The sequence below is a fragment of the Salinicola sp. JS01 genome, from assembly GCF_030284585.1.
Lineage (GTDB): Bacteria > Pseudomonadota > Gammaproteobacteria > Pseudomonadales > Halomonadaceae > Salinicola.
Genome location: NZ_CP127244.1, coordinates 1,614,816 through 1,632,768, shown reverse-complemented (window position 1 = coordinate 1,632,768; position 17,953 = coordinate 1,614,816). Strand labels below are relative to the sequence as shown.

12 protein-coding genes are annotated in these 17,953 nt (G+C 66.7%); 4 read left to right on the top strand and 8 right to left on the bottom strand.

What is annotated here, in order from left to right:
* Position 1: 1 nt before the first annotated feature.
* The 4 genes from QO259_RS07365 to QO259_RS07350 form a co-directional block, all read right to left on the bottom strand.
* A complete protein-coding gene (locus tag QO259_RS07365) occupies positions 2 to 781 on the bottom strand; it encodes a Na(+)-translocating NADH-quinone reductase subunit C (RefSeq protein WP_164673609.1) in 780 nt (259 codons plus the stop codon).
* The gene (locus QO259_RS07360) at positions 778 to 2,010 is read right to left on the bottom strand and encodes an NADH:ubiquinone reductase (Na(+)-transporting) subunit B (RefSeq protein WP_207030792.1); all 1,233 of its coding nucleotides are present in this window, start codon (positions 2,008 to 2,010) and stop codon (positions 778 to 780) included. Before QO259_RS07360 ends, QO259_RS07365 begins: the two co-directional genes overlap by 4 nt.
* Positions 2,011 to 2,012: 2 nt before the next feature.
* The gene (locus QO259_RS07355) at positions 2,013 to 3,362 is read right to left on the bottom strand and encodes a Na(+)-translocating NADH-quinone reductase subunit A (protein WP_285952337.1); all 1,350 of its coding nucleotides are present in this window, start codon (positions 3,360 to 3,362) and stop codon (positions 2,013 to 2,015) included.
* Between the two features lie 324 nt (positions 3,363 to 3,686).
* A complete protein-coding gene (locus QO259_RS07350) occupies positions 3,687 to 5,138 on the bottom strand; it encodes a glyceraldehyde-3-phosphate dehydrogenase (protein WP_285952336.1) in 1,452 nt (483 codons plus the stop codon).
* A gap of 278 nt (positions 5,139 to 5,416) precedes the next feature.
* Between QO259_RS07350 and mfd the strand changes: the two genes are divergently transcribed.
* The gene (gene mfd / locus QO259_RS07345) at positions 5,417 to 8,866 is read left to right on the top strand and encodes a transcription-repair coupling factor (protein ID WP_285952335.1); all 3,450 of its coding nucleotides are present in this window, start codon (positions 5,417 to 5,419) and stop codon (positions 8,864 to 8,866) included.
* A 60-nt stretch (positions 8,867 to 8,926) separates the two neighbouring features.
* Here mfd and QO259_RS07340 read toward each other — a convergent pair whose 3' ends face one another.
* Positions 8,927 to 10,051, bottom strand: coding sequence for a metallophosphoesterase (locus tag QO259_RS07340; RefSeq protein ID WP_285952334.1), 1,125 nt, complete (start codon positions 10,049 to 10,051; stop codon positions 8,927 to 8,929).
* A 119-nt stretch (positions 10,052 to 10,170) separates the two neighbouring features.
* Here QO259_RS07340 and QO259_RS07335 point away from each other — a divergent pair, with 119 nt between their 5' ends.
* Together QO259_RS07335 and QO259_RS07330 are read left to right on the top strand one after the other, a co-directional pair.
* Complete coding sequence (locus QO259_RS07335; protein WP_207030801.1) at positions 10,171 to 11,826, top strand: FMN-binding glutamate synthase family protein; 1,656 nt, start codon at positions 10,171 to 10,173, stop codon at positions 11,824 to 11,826.
* A gap of 146 nt (positions 11,827 to 11,972) precedes the next feature.
* Positions 11,973 to 12,143 carry a hypothetical protein gene (locus QO259_RS07330; protein WP_164673605.1) on the top strand — a complete coding sequence of 57 codons (171 nt, stop codon included), beginning with the start codon at positions 11,973 to 11,975 and terminating at the stop codon, positions 12,141 to 12,143.
* 272 nt (positions 12,144 to 12,415) lie between these two features.
* Here QO259_RS07330 and QO259_RS07325 read toward each other — a convergent pair whose 3' ends face one another.
* The 3 genes from QO259_RS07325 to topA all read right to left on the bottom strand — a co-directional run bounded on the left by QO259_RS07325 (position 12,416) and on the right by topA (position 15,934).
* Positions 12,416 to 12,655: a hypothetical protein gene (locus QO259_RS07325; protein WP_035474513.1), complete on the bottom strand. Its 240-nt coding sequence runs from the start codon at positions 12,653 to 12,655 to the stop codon at positions 12,416 to 12,418.
* Between the two features lie 166 nt (positions 12,656 to 12,821).
* A complete protein-coding gene (locus tag QO259_RS07320; protein ID WP_285952333.1) occupies positions 12,822 to 13,316 on the bottom strand; it encodes a DUF6586 family protein in 495 nt (164 codons plus the stop codon).
* A complete protein-coding gene (gene topA / locus QO259_RS07315; protein WP_285952332.1) occupies positions 13,313 to 15,934 on the bottom strand; it encodes a type I DNA topoisomerase in 2,622 nt (873 codons plus the stop codon). Before topA ends, QO259_RS07320 begins: the two co-directional genes overlap by 4 nt.
* Positions 15,935 to 16,468: 534 nt before the next feature.
* On the opposite strand from topA, the gene pyk reads away from it, so the two are divergent.
* A complete protein-coding gene (gene pyk / locus QO259_RS07310) occupies positions 16,469 to 17,932 on the top strand; it encodes a pyruvate kinase (RefSeq protein ID WP_285952331.1) in 1,464 nt (487 codons plus the stop codon).
* Positions 17,933 to 17,953 lie beyond the last annotated feature (21 nt).

Here is a 17,953-nt window from a genome sequence, read left to right as displayed (position 1 = left end):
GTCACGCGCCTCCTTGGGAATCGTGGTGGAACCGAGCGAGATAAGGTGCGAAGCCTTCGTCACTCAGCCAGAACCGCAACATGTTGGTGACACCGCGGCTGGTCAGCGAGGCGCCCGACAGCGCATCGACCTGATACTCGCCGCTGGCGCCGCCTTTCACGAGATGGATCTGGGGGTCCTGATAATCGCCGTCGGCGTAGATCTTCTTGCCGTCCCACTTGGCCTTCCAGCGCGGGTTGTCCACCTCGCCGCCGAGTCCAGGGGTCTCGGACTGATCATAGTAGGATAGCCCGACGATGGTGTTGCCGTCGCCGCGCACCGACAGGAAGCCTTCCATCAGGCCCCACAGCCCCTGGCCGCGAATAGGCAGCACGATCTGCTCGGGATCGTCGGGATTGCCGACCAGATAGACCGTGGCGTAGTTCTCCTGACGCCCGATACCGGCCAGATCCTGCTCGCCGGAGAGCGTGCGCGAGGTCGCCGGGTCCTTGGCCGCTTCGAACTGGTCATAGGTCTCGGGGTCGAGATTGTCGGCGTACTGGCCGGTCTTCAGATCGACCACCCGCGGGGTGATCAGCTCGGCGTACTTCTCGTCGACGTTGTCACCCGGCTTGTAGAGCTCGGTCACCTGCAGGATGTTGGACTTGCGGTCCAGCTCCTGATTCTGCACCTGCTTGGGCTTGAGCACCACCGCGGCGGACGAGACCACCACAGAGCACACCACGCAGAGCGAAAATGCCACGATGAGTGTCTTCTTGATCGAGTTGTTGCTCGCCATCAGACAGCCTCCTTCTCGGCGGGCAGCACGGCCGCCAGGCGCTTCTGGCGCCGCTTGACGTTGGCCTGCACGAAGATGTGATCAATGAGCGGCGCGAACAGGTTGGCGAACAGGATCGCCAGCATGATGCCCTCGGGGAACGCCGGGTTGACGACACGGATGAGCACCGTCATCACGCCGATCAGCGCGCCGAAGATCAGCTTGCCCGGGTTGGTCATGGAAGCCGACACCGGGTCAGTGGCCATGAACACCATACCGAAGGCGAAGCCACCCAGCACCAGATGCCAGTACCACGGCATCGCGAACATCGGATTGCTGTCAGAGCCGATGACGTTGAACAGCGACGCGGTCGCGGCCATGCCCAGCAGCACGCCCAGCATGATGCGCCAGGAAGCGATACGGGTCAGCAGCAGCACCGCCGCGCCGAGCAGGATCGCCAGGGTCGAGGTCTCGCCCATGGAACCCATGATGAAACCGAAGAAAGCGTCCAGCCAGCTGTACTGCTGGTGCAGGCCATCCATGCCGTTGAGCGCGGCGTTGGAGAGCGCGGTCGCGCCGGTGTAACCGTCGGCCGGTACCCACACGCTGTCGCCGGAGATCTGCGCCGGGTAAGCGAAATAGAGGAAGGCACGCCCGGTCAGCGCCGGGTTGAGGAAGTTCTTGCCGGTGCCGCCGAAGATCTCCTTGCCGATCACCACGCCGAAGCTGATGCCCAGCGCCACCTGCCACAGCGGAATGGTCGCCGGCAGGGTCAGCGCGAACAGCACCGAGGTGACGAAGAAGCCTTCGTTGACTTCATGCCCGCGCTTGACCGCGAACAGCACCTCCCAGAAGCCGCCGACCACGAAGGTGACGAAGTAGACGGGCAGGAAGAAGGTTGCGCCGAGCACGAAGTTGGCCCAGATGCTACCCGGATCGTGGCTGCCGGCCAGGGCCATGGTGATGGCTTCACGCCAGCCGCCCATGGCCTGGAAGCCGTCGGCGATGGCCATATTGGCCTGATAGCCGGCGTTGTACATGCCGAAGAACATCGCCGGGAAGGTGCACATCCACACCGTGATCATGATGCGCTTCAGGTCGATGCCATCGCGCACGTGCGTCATGCTCTTGGTGACGCTGGGGGGCGAGTAGAAGATCGTGTCTACCGCCTCGTACAGGGCGTAGAACTTCTCGTACTTCCCGCCCTTCTCGAAATGAGGCTCCAGCTTGTCGAGCGTGTTACGAATCCCCATCGTCAGGCCTCTTTCTCGATCATGGTCAGGTTGTCACGCAGGATCGGTCCATACTCGTACTTGCCCGGGCACACATAGGTGCACAGCGAGAGATCCTCTTCATCCAGCTCGAGGCAGCCGAGCTGCATGGACGTCTCGATGTCACCGACGATCAGCGAGCGCAGCAGCTGCGTGGGCAGGATGTCCAGCGGCATGACTTTCTCGTAGGCACCGATCGGCACCATGGCGCGCTCGGAGCCATTGGTCGACGTGTTCGGCGCGTAGTCGGGCAGGCCCAGGAACTGGGAGACATAGATACCCATCACCGAGTGGCGATTGCGCCCCGGCGAGAGCCAGCCCATGAAGGCGCGCTTGTTGCCCTCTTCGAGCAGCGAGAACTGGTTGTGGAAACGCCCCAGGAACTCGCGGCTGCCCTCGCACTGGCTGCCACCGAAGACCGATCCCGAGATCACCCGGGTGTCTTCGGGCTTGGCGATTTCGCCATCGAGCAGTTCGCGGCTACTGGCGCCGAGACGCGTGCGCACCAGACGCGGATTGTTGGCCCGCGGACCACCGATCGCCACCACACGGCTGGTATCGAGCACGCCGTCGACGAACAGCTTGCCCACCGCGATCACGTCCTGGTAGCCGAGATGCCAGACCTGACGCTGCAGCCCGACCGGCGACAGATGATGAATGTGGGTTCCCACCAGACCGGCGGGATGCAGGCCCTCGAAGCCCTCGGCCTGGATACCCTCCAGCTCGTCACCCGGGAGCTGCGTCGAACCGCGGCGGCACACGAATACCTTGCCCGGGGTCAGGTGACGCAGCGCCTGCAGGCCGTGGCGGAACGCCTCGGCGTCGGCATCGATCACCACCTTGGGGTCCGCCGCCAGCGGATGGGTGTCGATCGCGGTGACGAAGAGATCGGCGGGTACCGCGTCGAGCTCCGGGGTGCGCGAGAACGGGCGCGTGCGCAGCGCCGTCCACAGCCCCGACTCGACCATCTGCTCGACCACCTGCTCGCGCGTCAGGCTCGCCAGCGCGTCGGCGCCGTGGGCGGTGAAGCTCACGCTCTGCTCGTCTTCGTCGAGCTTGATCACCACCGACAGCAGACGCCGCTTTTCACCGCGATGGATGGCGACCACCTCGCCCGCGCCCGGGGCGGTGAAACGCACACCCGCCACCTTCTTGTCGGTGAACAGCAGCTGGCCCCGCTTGACGCGGTCGCCCTCGCGAACCTCCATGGTCGGCTTCATGCCGACGTAGTCGGTCCCGAGCAGCGCCACGTGACGCACGGCTCGTCCGGCGTCGATACGCTGCTCCGGGGCCCCCGCGATGGGGAGATCCAGGCCTCGTTTGACTTCGATCATAGTCTCGCCCAGTTATCGAATCTGATTGACGTAAGGAAAGAGTTTCGACGGACGCCGAGGCACCCCCGCTCGACCGCGGTAGCGCCGTGGAGTCAGGAGACAGCGTCACGGACTTCGAATGCTTTTCTTATCAGAAAGGGTGACTTCCATGACCCGTGCGCGGCACGGACCACGCCAAAAAACGCGCACCAGTATAATGAGACAGGCCTCGAAAGACCACTCATGCCGTCCCTTCACTCCGCCCGCCACAACGAAAAAGTCCCGACGGCGTCGGGACTTGTATAAGACCAAAGTCTAAATGGAACCGCGCTGGCGGCACCCGTCTCAGGGAGTGGCCGGCAGGTAGCGATGGCGCACGTTGGACATGTGCTGGAGGATGCGCACCACCTGGCAGCTATAGCCGAACTCGTTGTCATACCAGACGTAGAGCACCGCGTGCTTGTCGTTGGCGATGGTCGCCTTGGCATCGATCACCCCGGCATGGCGGTTGCCGACGAAGTCCGACGACACCACCTCGGGGGAGTCGACGTAGTCGATCTGCTTGTGCATCGGCGAGTGCAGCGCGGTCTGGCGCAGGTAGGCGTTGAGCGCCTCGCGCTCGGTGCCACGAGCCAGGGTCAGGTTGAGGATCGCCATCGAGACGTTGGGGGTGGGCACGCGGATGGCGTTGCCGGTGAGCTTGCCGGAGAGCTCGGGCAGCGCCTTGGCCACCGCCTTGGCCGCGCCGGTCTCGGTCAGCACCATGTTGAGCGGCGCGCTGCGCCCGCGGCGGTCGCCCTTGTGGTAGTTGTCGATCAGGTTCTGGTCGTTGGTGTAGGAGTGCACCGTCTCGACGTGGCCATGAACGATGCCGAACTCGTCGTCCATCGCCTTGAGCACCGGCACGATGGCGTTGGTGGTGCACGAGGCGGCCGAGACGATGCGGTCGTCGTCGCCGATCGTGGTGTGGTTGATGCCATGGACCACGTTCTTGAGATCGCCCTTGCCCGGTGCGGTCAGCAGCACCTTGGCCACGCCCTTGGCGGCCAGGTGCTGGGAGAGCCCTTCACGGTCACGCCACTTGCCGGTGTTGTCGACGACGATGGCACGGTCGATGCCGTAGGCGGTGTAGTCGATCTCGGCCGGGGAGTCTGCATAGATGATCTGGATCACATGGCCGTTGGCGATCAGCGCCTGACGCTCACGGTCGATATCGATCGAGCCCGAGAAGGGCCCGTGGACCGAGTCACGGCGCAGCAGACTGGCGCGCTTCTCGAGGTCGTCACTGCTGCCGCGCACCACGATCGCCCGCAGCCGCAGCAGGTTGCCGCCACCGGCCTTCTCGATCATGATCCGCGCCAGAATGCGACCGATACGGCCGAAGCCGTAGAGCACCACGTCCTGAGGCTCGCCGCCCATGCCGCTGGCGTCGTGGCCGCCGATGATGTCGGCCAGCTCACGCTGGAGGAAGGCACGCACGTCAGACTCGCCGGCGTGCTTGAACGCCACCGCCAGGCGCCCGATGTCGATATGCGCCGGCCCCAGGTCGAGCTCGGTCATGGCGCGCACCATGGGCAGCGTGTCCGCCACCGTCAGCTCGGTCCCCTCGACCTTGCGCACGTAGCGATGGTTCTTGAGGATGCGAGTCACCGAGCGGTTGATCAGCGAACGCCCGAACAGCGACGGGATCACGTTGTACTGGCGGTAGAGCTTGCCCAGCAGCGGGATCATCTCTTCCGCCTGCGCTTCGTTGTCCTGCCACTGTTGAAAAACGTGCTCGAGCTGTTGCTGACTCACGGCCGGGTCTCTCTTCTGTGTCATCGTCGTCGATCGCCGGGAAGGCCCTTTACGCCACCCCGACTCGTCCAAAAACCCGAGCATTATCGGTAACCTACGAGACGAGCCGCAATCACTGCGTAGTCGCAAGGGTTGTAGTTTGACTACAGGCGAGCGCGGCGACGGCGGTCGCGTCCCGCTCGCGCCTGCCCCCTGCTATCATGAAGGACCATCGCGCGGCGGCCGTCGCCCAGCCCGGCCGTGCCAGTGTCTTCTTCCATTCCGCTAGCGAAAGGTCCATGTCGCAATTCAGCCCTCTCTCGCCGCCACAACCTCAGGGCGTGCGTGAAACGATCTACTGCCAGCGCCCCCACGGCAGCGCGCTGGCGCTGACCCTGGCGCGTCTGGCCGACGACGCACCGCTTTTGGTCATCACCCCCGACACGGCGGCGGCGCAGCGCCTGGAGAGCGCGCTGCGCTTCTACGCGCAGGTACCGGTGATGCCCTTCCCGGATTGGGAGACCCTGCCCTACGACAGCTTCTCGCCGCACCAGGACATCGTCTCCGCCCGCCTGCGCACCCTGCGCGAGCTTCAGGAGGGCACCCGCGGCATCGTGCTGGTACCGATCAACACCCTGATGCAGCGCCTGCCGCCGCGGGACTACGTGGCCGGCCGCGTGCTGACGCTGACCACCGGTGAGCGGCTCGACCGCGAAGGCTTTCGCGAGCGTCTATCGCGCGCCGGCTACCGCGCGGTGGAGACGGTCTACGAGCCGGGCGAGTACGCCATGCGCGGCGCGCTGATCGATCTCTTCCCGATGGGCACCGAGACGCCGCTGCGTATCGACCTGTTCGACGACGAGATCGACAGCCTGCGCCGTTTCGACCCCGATACCCAGCGCTCCCAGGACAAGATCGAGCGGGTCGAGCTGCTGCCGGCCCACGAGTACTCGCTGTCGCGCTCCGCGATCGCCTGCTTTCGCGAGGGCTTCGAGACGCTGTTCGACGTCGACCCGCGCCAGTGCCCGCTCTATGTCGATGCGCTCAAGGGCATCCCCTCGCCCGGCCTCGAGCAGTATCTACCGCTGTTTTTCGAGGAGACCGCGACGCTGTTCGAGCATCTCGACGCCGGCACCCGGGTCGCACTGCTGCCCGAGACGTACGCCGCCGCCGAGAGTCACTGGCGCGCCATCGAGAGCCGCTATGAGAATCTCGGCGTCGATCCCACGCGGCCGCTGCTGCCGCCGGCGCGGGCCTTCGTACCGGTGGCCGAGGTGTTCGCCGCGATCAAGCGCCATCCGCGGCTCGAGTTCGTCGCCGCCGAGGACACCCGTAGCGCCGCCGCCAGCGCCACCCAGGCACCGCCGGCGGTATCGATCAACGCCCGCGCCCAGCGGCCGCTGGCCACCCTGGAGCAGTTCCTGGCCAGCCATCAGGGGCTGCGCGTGCTGTTCGTGGCCGAATCCCGCGGGCGCCGCGAGGCGTTGGAGGAAGCGCTCGCACCGCTCCACCTGAGCCTGCCCCACGTCGACGACTGGCACGCCTTCCGCGAGGGCAGCATGCCCTACGCCATCGGCGAGGGCGGGCTCGACGAGGGCCTGTGGCTGGGCGACCCCGAGCTCGCGGTGATCACCGAGACCGAACTCTACGGCGAGGTGGTGCGCCAATCGCGGCGGCGCGCCAAGGCCACCGACGACAACGAGCTGGCGGTGCGCCATCTGTCGGAGCTGCGCCCCGGTTCGCCGGTGGTTCACCAGCACCACGGCGTGGGCCGCTACCAGGGGCTCGAGACGATCCACGCCGGCGGCGTCGCGGCGGAGTTCCTGGCGCTCGAGTACGCCGGCGGTGCCAAGCTCTACGTGCCGGTGGACAACCTCCAGCTCATTTCGCGCTACGCCGGTGCCAGCGACGAACTGGCGCCGCTGCACAAGCTCGGCTCCGACAGCTGGGACAAGGCCAAGCGCAAGGCCGCGGAGAAGGTGCGCGATACCGCCGCCGAGCTACTCGACATCTACGCCCGGCGCGAGGCCCGCGAAGGCTTTGCCAGCGATATGCCGGGGGACGAATACGCGCGCTTCGCCGCCAGCTTCCCGTTCGAGGAGACCCCGGATCAGCAGGCCGCGATCGAAGCGGTGATCCATGACATGACCGCCCCCAGGCCGATGGATCGGGTGGTGTGCGGCGATGTCGGCTTCGGCAAGACCGAGGTCGCCATGCGCGCCGCCTTCCTGGCGGTCAGCTCCGGTCGCCAGGTGGTGGTCCTGGTGCCCACTACCCTGCTCGCCCAGCAGCACTATGACAATTTCCGCGACCGCTTCGCCGATACCGCAGTGCAGATCGAAATGCTCTCGCGTTTCACCGGCGGCAAGGGCGAGAGCGACACCCTGGCGCGTATCGCCGAGGGGCGCGCCGATATCGTCATCGGCACCCACAAGCTGCTGTCGAAGTCGATCAAGCTGCCCAATCTGGGGCTGATGATCATCGACGAGGAGCACCGCTTCGGCGTGGCGCAGAAGGAGCGTCTCAAGCAGCTGCGCGCCGAGGTCGATATCCTCACCCTCACCGCCACGCCGATCCCGCGCACCCTCAACATGGCGATGAACGGCATCCGCGATCTGTCGATCATCGCCACCCCGCCGGCCCGCCGGCTCTCGGTCAAGACCTTCGTCCAGAACCGCAACGAGGCGGTGGTCAAGGAGGCGCTGCTGCGCGAGATACTGCGCGGGGGCCAAGTCTACCTGCTGCACAACGAAGTGCGCACCATCGAGGCCAGCGCCGACAAGATTCGCGAACTGGTGCCCGAAGCGCGGGTCGGCGTGGCCCACGGCCAGCTCCCCGAGCGGGCGCTGGAGCGGGTCATGTCGGATTTCTACCACAAGCGCTTCAATGTGCTGGTGTGCTCGACCATCATCGAGACCGGCATCGACGTTCCCAGCGCCAATACCATCATCATCGAGCGCGCCGACAAGTTCGGCCTGGCCCAGCTGCATCAGTTGCGCGGGCGGGTCGGGCGCAGCCACCATCAGGCCTACGCCTATCTGCTGACCCCTCCGCCCAAGGCGATGACCAAGGATGCGATCAAGCGTCTGGAAGCGATCACTCAGAGCGACGATCTGGGGGCCGGTTTCACCCTGGCCAGTCACGACATGGAGATTCGCGGTGCCGGCGAGCTGCTCGGCGACGAGCAGAGCGGCCAGATGGAGACGGTCGGCTACAGCCTCTACATGCAGATGCTCGACCGCGCCGTGAAGGCGATCCGCGCCGGCAAGACGCCCAATATCGAGGCCCCGCTCGACGAAGGCACCGAGATCAGCCTCAATCTGCCGGCCCTGATCCCCGACGACTACCTGCCCGATATCCAGCAGCGCCTGATCATGTACAAGCGCATCTCCAGCGCCGCCGACGAAGGCGAACTCAAGGAGCTGCAGGTGGAGATGATCGACCGCTTCGGCCTGCTGCCGGGGCCGCTGAAGACGCTGTTCCGCCAGACGCGGCTGCGTCAGCGCGCCGAGCGCCTGGGTATCGCCCGGCTCGAGGCCGGGCCAGAGCGCGGCCGGGTGATATTCGGCGCCGATCCGCAGGTCGACCCGATGACCTTGGTCGAGCTGATCCAGCGCCACCCGAAGGAGTATCGGCTGGACGGCGCCGACACCCTGCGCTTCAGTGCCGAAATGGAACAGGCGGAGGCACGCCTGGCCCGGGTCGACGCCCTGCTGGATATCCTGAATCGCAAGGCCAAGGCGGCCTGAGGTCGCTGAGATCGGATTGGCGCCGCACTCCCCACTGGCGGGGAGTGCGGGCATTCCATCTCAGTCGGCGCGCTGCAGCCGAATCAGGGTGATCTCGGCGGGCGCGCCGAAGCGCATTGGCGGCCCCCAGTAGCCGGTGCCGCGGCTGGTATAGACCCACATCCGCCCCTCGCGGCCGAGTCCGGCCAAAAAGCGGTTAGCGCGCCGTGCCGCCAGGCTCCAGGGCCACAGCTGGCCGCCATGGGTGTGCCCGGAGAGCTGCAGATCGAAGCCAGCGCGGGCCGCCGCCGGGGCCGAATTGGGCTGGTGCGCCAGCAGCACCCGCGGCACCGCTTCGGGCAGGCCGGCGGCCGCGCGCTCGGGGTCGCTGCGATGCGTCGCCACATAGTGCCCGGCGGTGAGATCGGTGATCCCGGCCACCGCCAGCTGCGCGCCCTCGTGGGTGATCAGGGTGGCGGCGTTGATCAGCACCTCCAGCCCCAGCTCCTCGAAGGCCCGGGTCCAGGCCTCTGCCTCGCTGTAGTACTCGTGATTGCCGGTGACGCAGAAGACCCCGTGCCGCGCCGCGAGCTGGCGCAGTGGCGCCAGCTCCGGCGCCAGCTCCTCGACCCGACCATCGGTCAGATCGCCGGTGATCGCCACCAGATCCGGTGCCAGCGCGTTGGCCCGGGCCACGTAGCGCGCCAGCTGGCGACGCTTGATGGTCGGGCCGACGTGCAGATCGCTCAGCTGGACGATACGCAGACCGATCAGCGCCGGCGGCAGCCCCGCCAGTGGTACCTTCACCTCGACCACCCGCGGCACCCGGCGCGCCTGCCACAGCGCATACAGGCTCAACCCCAGGGTCGCCGCGAGCACGCCCCAGGCGCTCGCGACAAGCCACGCCCCCGGTGGCAGTGGCGTCAGCACGAGTATCAGCAGCAGCAGGTCCCGCGCCAGGGTAAGCACCAGCAGAAACGAGAAGGCGCCGGTCATCAGCGAGATCGGCCAGGCGAACCAGCGCCCGTTGAGCCAGCTCACCCGCAGCACCCACGGCAGCGTCAGCGCACTCAGCGCCAGATAGCCCCACGCCAGCGCCGCTACCGGCAGCGCGAGATCGAGATCCGGCAGCAGCCGCCAACCGATGTAGGCATGCAGCAGCAAGAGCCAGAAACGCAGACGCAGGACGAAGAGCGAGTGACGCAAGAGACGGGATTCCTTCTAGCGCAGTAGTGGTGTGGTTAGCCGCTGGGGCGCGCTTTCGCTATCCTTGCCCCTTTTGCGGACGCCGTCGCGCCCGCCATGAGCCAGGAGCCGATGTTCGCATGATCTACGCCAAGGGTCTCTCCCGCATCCCCCTACGCAACGCAGCCTTCGTCGCCACGCTGGCGCTGCTCGGCGTATCGCTGCTCGGTCTGGCGTTCTCGCCGCAGTGGCTGTGGGGCGTGGCGATCTTCGGCGCGCTGGCGCTGCTGGGCGTCTACGACGTGCGTCAACGCCGGCGCACGATCAGCCGCAACTACCCCATTCTGGCGCACTTTCGCTACATCCTGGAGTCGATCGGCCCGGAGATCCGTCAGTACTTCATCCAGTCCGACCTCGACGAGCGCCCTTTCTCCCGCGAACAGCGGGCGGTGATCTACCAGCGCGCCAAGAACGCCAGCGACAAGAAGCCGTTCGGCTCGCTGCTCGACATGTATAGCCCGGGGCACGAGTGGGTCAACCACTCGCTGCGCCCCACCCACATCAGCGACCACGACTTTCGCGTCAGCATCGGCGGCAGCCTGTGCCGCCAGCCCTACGCCGCCAGCGTGTTCAACATCTCGGCGATGAGCTTCGGCTCGCTCTCGGCCAACGCCATCGAGGCACTCAACGCCGGCGCGCGCAAGGGGGGCTTCTACCACGACACCGGGGAAGGCTCGATCTCGCGCTACCACCGGATCCACGGCGGCGACCTGGTGTGGGAGATCGGCTCGGGCTACTTCGGCTGTCGCCACGCGGATGGCAGCTTCAATCCCGAACGCTTTGCCGCCAACGCTCGCGAGCCGCAGGTCAAGATGATCGAGATCAAGCTCTCCCAGGGTGCCAAACCCGGCCACGGCGGCATCCTGCCGGCGGCCAAGGTGACCGCGGAGATCGCCGAGGCGCGCGAGGTGCCGATGGGCCAGGACGTGGTCTCGCCGGCGGCCCATAGCGCCTTCTCGACCCCGCTGGAGCTGATGACGTTCATCGGCCAGCTGCGTGAGCTCTCCGGCGGCAAGCCGGTGGGCTTCAAGCTTGCCATCGGCCACCCCTGGGAGTGGTTCGCGATCGTCAAGGCGATGCTCGAAAGCGGCCAGCGCCCCGACTTCATCGTCGTCGATGGTGGCGAGGGAGGCACCGGCGCCGCACCGCTGGAGTTCATCAACCGCCTCGGCGTCCCCATGACCGAAGCGCTGATGCTGGTCCACAACACCCTGGTCGGGGTCGGCCTGCGCGAGGAGATCCGCATCGGCGCCGCCGGCAAGATCACCTCGGCCTTCAATATCGCCCGCACCCTGGCACTCGGCGCGGACTGGTGCAACTCGGCGCGCGGCTTCATGTTCTCGCTGGGCTGCATCCAGGCGCTCAACTGCCACTCGGACAAGTGCCCCAGCGGCGTGGCGACCCAGGATCCGCGGCGTGGCCATCACCTGGACGTGGCCGACAAGCGCGAGCGGGTCTATCACTTCCACCGCAACACCCTCGCCGCGCTGGCCGAGATGCTCGCCGCGGCGGGCCTGGAACACCCCAGCGAGCTGGGGCCGGAGCACATCATCCGCCGGGTCTCCAGCGACGAGATCCAGTCCTACGACCGCCTGTTCAGCTTCCTCACCCCGGGCCAGCTGCTCGACGGCGAAAGCGAGCACACGGTGTTCAAGCAGTACTGGCATCTGGCTCGCGCGGACTCCTTCGCACCGCCACCGGCGGTAGCCGAGCTGCGCACCACCAAACTGCGCTGAGAAGCGACGAGCCGCGCCAGCCACTGGCCCGCGACCACCGGTCGCGGGCGCCCGGCCACGGCGGCGCATCATCGGGGCGCGCCACGCGCTATACTGCGCGCCCACGCCTGACACGCATCCACGCACGCATTCCACTAGGAGTCTTCATGTCGACGGCCGATATCGCCTGGATCATCTCGACGCTGGCGATGACCATCGCTTTTGCCACCTTCTTCGTCTTCAGCGCCACCCGCAGGCGCGGCCTGCTGGTCGCGACCCTGGTCCTGGCGGGTGTCGCCGTCTGCGCCGGCCTGACCGCCGGTCTGGGCCTGCTGTAGTCAGCGGCTGTCAGCGGTTGCTGGCGTTGGTTGTCGAGAGCGGCTGTCTTGAGCAACTGCCGTGAAAGATCGCACGACATCCTGCGGCTGGGCGACGCGACAGCATCCCGGCCGGTAGCGCAAGAAGCAGACGAGGGACGTCTGAGGATAGGGTGAGAGACGTCTTGAGCTAGGGTGAGAAACGCCTGAGGTCGGAGGAAAAGACGTCTGACGGCGGGGGCGCCATGCTCGGACATGACGCCGGGGGGCCGCCGCGGTGCGGCGGCCGGTATTCAGTGAACCGTCGCCGGCGCCTGCGGCGCCTCCTCCTCTTCACCATCCCACAGATGGGTGCGAGTGATGGCGTGATCGAGCATCTCCCGCGCCACGTCGAAGCGGCTGCGACGCAGCAGCTCCAGCGCCTCCTCGGAGAATCGAATGCTCACCAGCGGTTCGCCGCTCGCCTCCGCCGGTCGCAGCACCACCTCGCCGTCGGCGAGTTCGACGATTTCCAGAATGGCGGTATCAGACACGGTCTCTCTCCTGTCACGGCGACAACGACTGCTCTTGCAAAGCATGCGGAAACGACGCCCTTCCCGGACCTGCGACGCAGCCGGGACGGCGCTCAATAAAAAACGACCAGGGCGCGGGCCCCGGTCGTCGATCGGTGGATAAGGCTACCATGTCGACCCAGGGTCGTCACCACTCCTGACTGCCCTGACGCAGGCTCGGCAGCAGCGCCTTGAACTCACCCAGGCACCAGCGCAGTTCATCGCCCAGCGGCGTCGCCCCGGCACTCGTGATCAGTCCCGGCACACCGTCGCCACGTCGCGCTACGCCGTCGTCACTCTGCAGGGCGGCAAGACGTGCCAGCAGTAGCGCCAACCAGCTCTCCGGCCGAACCGCCAGCGACTCGAGCCAGACCAGCTCGGCGATCTCGGCTTGCACCGGCGCGTCACCGCCCGCCTGACGCTGGCTCGCGGCGTCGAGCCATGTGCGCCAGTCCGGCGCGCCGCCGGGGGCATGGGTGGTCACCTCGCGCAGCAACGCCTCGAACGCCAGCCCGAGCTGACCCAGCGCGGCCTCCTCGAGCGCCATGCGTCGCGCCGGCGCGTGCTCGTCGTCACCCGCCGGCATAGCCAGCAGCAGCTCGGTCTGATAGAGCAGCTGATTGGTGCGGGCGACGGCACTCACTTGCGCTTGTCCTCCACCTGCCAGCGGCCATCCTCGAAGATCGCGCGCCAGCCGGTCGCCTTGCCATCCTCGTCGGTCATCACGTACTGGCTCTTGGTCTTGCGCGAGAAGCGGATCTGCGCCGGACGCCCGTCCGGGTCCTCGCTCGGCGCTTCGAGCAGGAAGTGGTACTTCTCGGGCAGCGCCTCGGCGTGCGCCTTGAGCTCCTTGACCAGCGGCGCGCGGGTCTCGCGATTCTTGGGGAACTGGCTCGCGGCCAGGAACAGCCCGCTGGCGCCGTCACGCAGCACGTAATGGTCGTCGACCTTCTGGCAGGCGAGCTCGGGCATCGGGATCGGGTCCATCTTGGGCGGCGCCACCTCGCCACTCTTGAGCAGCTTGCGGGTGTTGCCGCAGGCCTCGTTGGTGCAGGCGAAGTACTTGCCGAAGCGGCCGCTCTTGAGCTGCATCTCCGAGCCACACTTGTCGCATTCGATCACCGGGCCGTCGTAGCCCTTGATGCGGAAGCGCCCCTGCTCGATCTCGTAGTAGCCGTCATCGTCGTTGCTGATATAGAGCTTGCGCCCCTCGTCGATGAGATAGCTGTCCATCGCCGTGCCAGTGTTGGGATTACGCCGCTTGGCGCGCAGCGCATCGGTCTCCGCCGACTCGTCGGCATCCTCCGGCACCGCCTCCTCGCCGGGGATCAGGTCGATGGTGGTCTTGCAGCGCTCCTTGGGCGGCAGGTTGTAGCCCGAACAGCCGAGGAACACCCCGGTGGAGGCGATACGGATCTGCATCGGCCGACCGCAGGTCGGGCAGGCGATATCGGTGGCGATCGGCTCGTTGGGGCGCATGCCGTCCTCGCCCTCGGCGTGATCGAGCTTGCGCTTGAAGTCGGCGTAGAAGGCGTCGAGCAGCTGCTGCCAGTTCTCGTGCCCCTCGGCGACCTCGTCGAGACGGTCTTCCATGCGTGCGGTGAAGCCGTAGTCGAGCAGGTCGTTGAACGACTCGACCAGGCGATCGGTGACGATCTCACCCAGCTTCTCGGCGTAGAAGCGGCGGCTGTCGAGCTTGACGTAGCCGCGGTCCTGAATGGTCGAGATGATCGCGGCGTAGGTCGAGGGGCGGCCGATACCGCGCTTCTCCAGCTCCTTGACCAGGCTCGCCTCGGTATAGCGCGCCGGCGGCTTGGTGAAGTGCTGCTGCGGGTCGAGCTGGACCACCTCGAGGCGATCGCCCTTGTCGATGTCGGGCAGCTGGGTGGCGTCGTCCTTCTTCGCCATCGGCTTCATCACCCGGGTGTAACCGTCGAACTTGAGCACACGACCGCGCGCCTTGAGCTCGAAGCCATCGCTCTCGATGGTCAGGGTGGTGGCCAGATACTCCGCCGGCACCATCTGGCAGGCCACGAACTGGCGCCAGATCAGCTCGTAGAGACGCTGTGCGTCACGCTCCACCGGCAGGTCATCGGCGCGCTGCTTGACGTTGGAGGGGCGGATCGCCTCGTGTGCTTCCTGGGCGTTCTGCTTGCTCGAGTAGCGAATGGCCTCTTCGGGCAGGTAGCGCTCGCCGTACTCTCCGTGGATGTAGTCACGCGCACTCGCCACCGCATCCTGGGACAGGTTGGTGGAATCGGTACGCATATAGGTGATGTAGCCCGCCTCATAGAGGCGCTGCGCCAGGGTCATGGTCTTCTTCACCGAGAAACCCAGGCGCCCGCTGGCGGCCTGCTGCAAAGTCGAGGTGATGAAGGGCGCGTTGGGCTTGGAGCGGGTCGGCCGGGTCTCGCGCTCGGTGACCGTGAAGGCGTCGCGCCGCAGCGGGGCGATGCGCTCGAGCGTCTCGCGCTCGGAGGTGGGGCGGAAGGTCTCGCCCTTCTCGCGCACCACCTCGAAGCGCACCGCCTCACCATCGGCGGTGGCGGTGTCGAGATGAACGTCCCAGAACTCCTCCGGCACGAAGGCGCGGATCTCGCGCTCGCGGTCGACGATCAGACGCACCGCCACCGACTGCACGCGACCGGCGGAAAGCCCCCGGGCGACCTTGCTCCAGAGCAGCGGCGAGACCATGAAGCCGACCACGCGATCGAGGAAGCGACGCGTCTGCTGCGCTTCGACCCGGGCCACGTTGAGGCTGCCGGGCTGCTTGAACGCCTCCTGGATGGCGTTCTTGGTGATCTCGTTGAACACCACCCGCTTGTAGCGCTTGTCGTCGCCGCCGATGGTCTCCTTGAGGTGCCAGGCGATCGCCTCCCCTTCGCGGTCCAAATCGGTCGCGAGATAGATGGTGTCGCTCTTGTCGGCCAGCTTCTTGAGCTCCTCGACCACCTTCTCCTTGCCCGGCAGCACCTCATAGTTGGCGCGCCAGCCGTGTTCGGGATCGATGCCCATGCGCCGCACCAGCTGGTCCCACTGCTTCTGCTTCTTGTACTCGGCCTTCTCCTCCGGCGACATCTTGCGCGTCGCCGCGGCCTGCCGCGCACGCTCCTTGGGATCGCTGGCCTGCTTGGACGAGCCACTGGTCGGCAGATCACGAATATGCCCGACACTCGACTTCACGACGAAGTCGTTGCCGAGATACTTGTTGATGGTCTTGGCTTTGGCCGGAGACTCGACGATAACCAGTGACTTGCCCATAGCGCTCCTGCTTCTTCTATATAGCGGCGGCTCCGGTCGACGCGTGCTCGAGATGGCGCGAGTCAGAGGGAGGCGGCCGGAAAATCCGCCTACCCTACCCTAGCGCTCCACACGGCGCCAGCCGTAGCTTGACTTTCACGGCGCGGCGCTGGCCGTCGCCGGGAACCGCGTTATTGGGCTGCCGGTGCCGAATTCCAAGCACCGGTCCAGCCATGTATCACCGCGCGTCTAGGCCTCTTCGAGTACGCGGCACGCTGGCGGCATCTGTGAATACCCTAGCCGGAATCTGCCCATACGCCAGGATTTGCCACCGCGAGCGGGTGCCCGAGTATCGAGTGGCGCCACGCGCCTTGCGTGTCGCTCGCGGCGCTGGCGCGTTACACTCGGGTCGAGACGGCGCGCCGCCGGAGAAAGCCGGACGCCATCGCCTCGGACAAGGCGCAGCCGATGTTGTAAAATAACCACCTGTCATCGCACCCGCCGCCAGACACGCATCGACGCGGGATGCACCATCCAGTCGCCAGGAGATTTTCCATGCAGCACGCCTTTCACGGCCCGATTCGTCGCACCAAGATCGTCGCTACGCTAGGTCCCGCCACGGACCGCGAAGGCGTGTTGGATGCCCTGATCGAAGCGGGTGTCGATGTGGTTCGCCTGAACTTCTCCCACGGCAACCCGGAAGACCACCGCCGCCGCCTCAAGGCGGTGCGCGAGTCCGCCGAACGCCAGGGCCGCGCGGTTGCTGCCCTCGGCGACCTGCAGGGGCCGAAGATCCGTATCGCACGCTTCAAGGCCGAAGGTGGCGTCAAGCTGGAAAAGGGCCAGCCATTCGTGATCGACGTTTCGCTGGGGCGTGACGAAGGCACCAGCGAGCAGGTGGGCTGCGACTACAAGGAGCTGGCCGATGACGTCGACGCCGGCGACGTGCTGCTGCTCGACGATGGCCGCCTGGTACTGGAAGTCGAACGCCTCGACGGCAGCAAGATCGTCACCAAGGTAAAGGTGGGTGGCAAGCTGACCAACAACAAGGGCATCAACAAGCAGGGTGGCGGCCTCTCCGCCGCGGCCCTGACCGAGAAGGACAAGGAAGACCTGAAGACCGCGATCGACATCGGCGTCGACTATCTGGCGGTCTCCTTCCCGCGTAGCGGGGCCGACATGCAGTACGCCCGCGAGCTGCTCGGCGAGGCTGGCCAGGAGATCGGCCTGGTCGCCAAAATCGAGCGCGCCGAGGCGGTCGCCGACCCGGAGACGCTGGATGACATCATCCGCGCCTCGGAGGCGGTGATGGTCGCCCGCGGCGATCTCGGGGTCGAGATCGGCGACGCCCAGCTGATCGGCGTGCAGAAGCGCATCATCGGCCGCGCCCGCTCGCTCAACAAGGTGGTGATCACCGCCACCCAGATGATGGAGTCGATGATCGACTCGCCGCTGCCGACCCGCGCCGAGGTGTTCGACGTCGCCAACGCGGTGCTCGACGGCACCGACGCGGTGATGCTCTCGGCCGAGACCGCCGCCGGCGACTACCCGGTCGAGACCATCCGCGCCATGGACCGGCTGTGCCTCGGCGCCGAGCGCGAGCGCAGCGCCCAGGAGTCCAAGCACCGCATCCACGAGGGCTTCTCGCGCATCGACGAGACCGTGGCGCTGTCGGCGATGTACGCCGCCAACCACCTCTCCGGCGTGGTCGCCATCGCCTGTCTCACCGCCACCGGTTATACCCCGCTGATCGCCTCGCGCATCCGCTCGGGGCTGCCGATCGTGGCGCTGGCCGAGACCGCGGCGGTGCAGCGGCGCATGGCGCTCTACCGTGGCGTGGTCTCGCTGGTGTTCGATAGCTCGCGCTTCCCGCTGACCGAGATCAACGCCGGTGCCATCGACGAGCTGGTGGGCCGCGGTCTGGCGGCCAAGGGCGATCACGTGATCCTGACCCGCGGCGACCACATGAATGCCCACGGCGGCACCAACACCATGAAGATCATTCAGGTCGAGGCCTGAGCCCCTGCCGGCGGCGCGCCA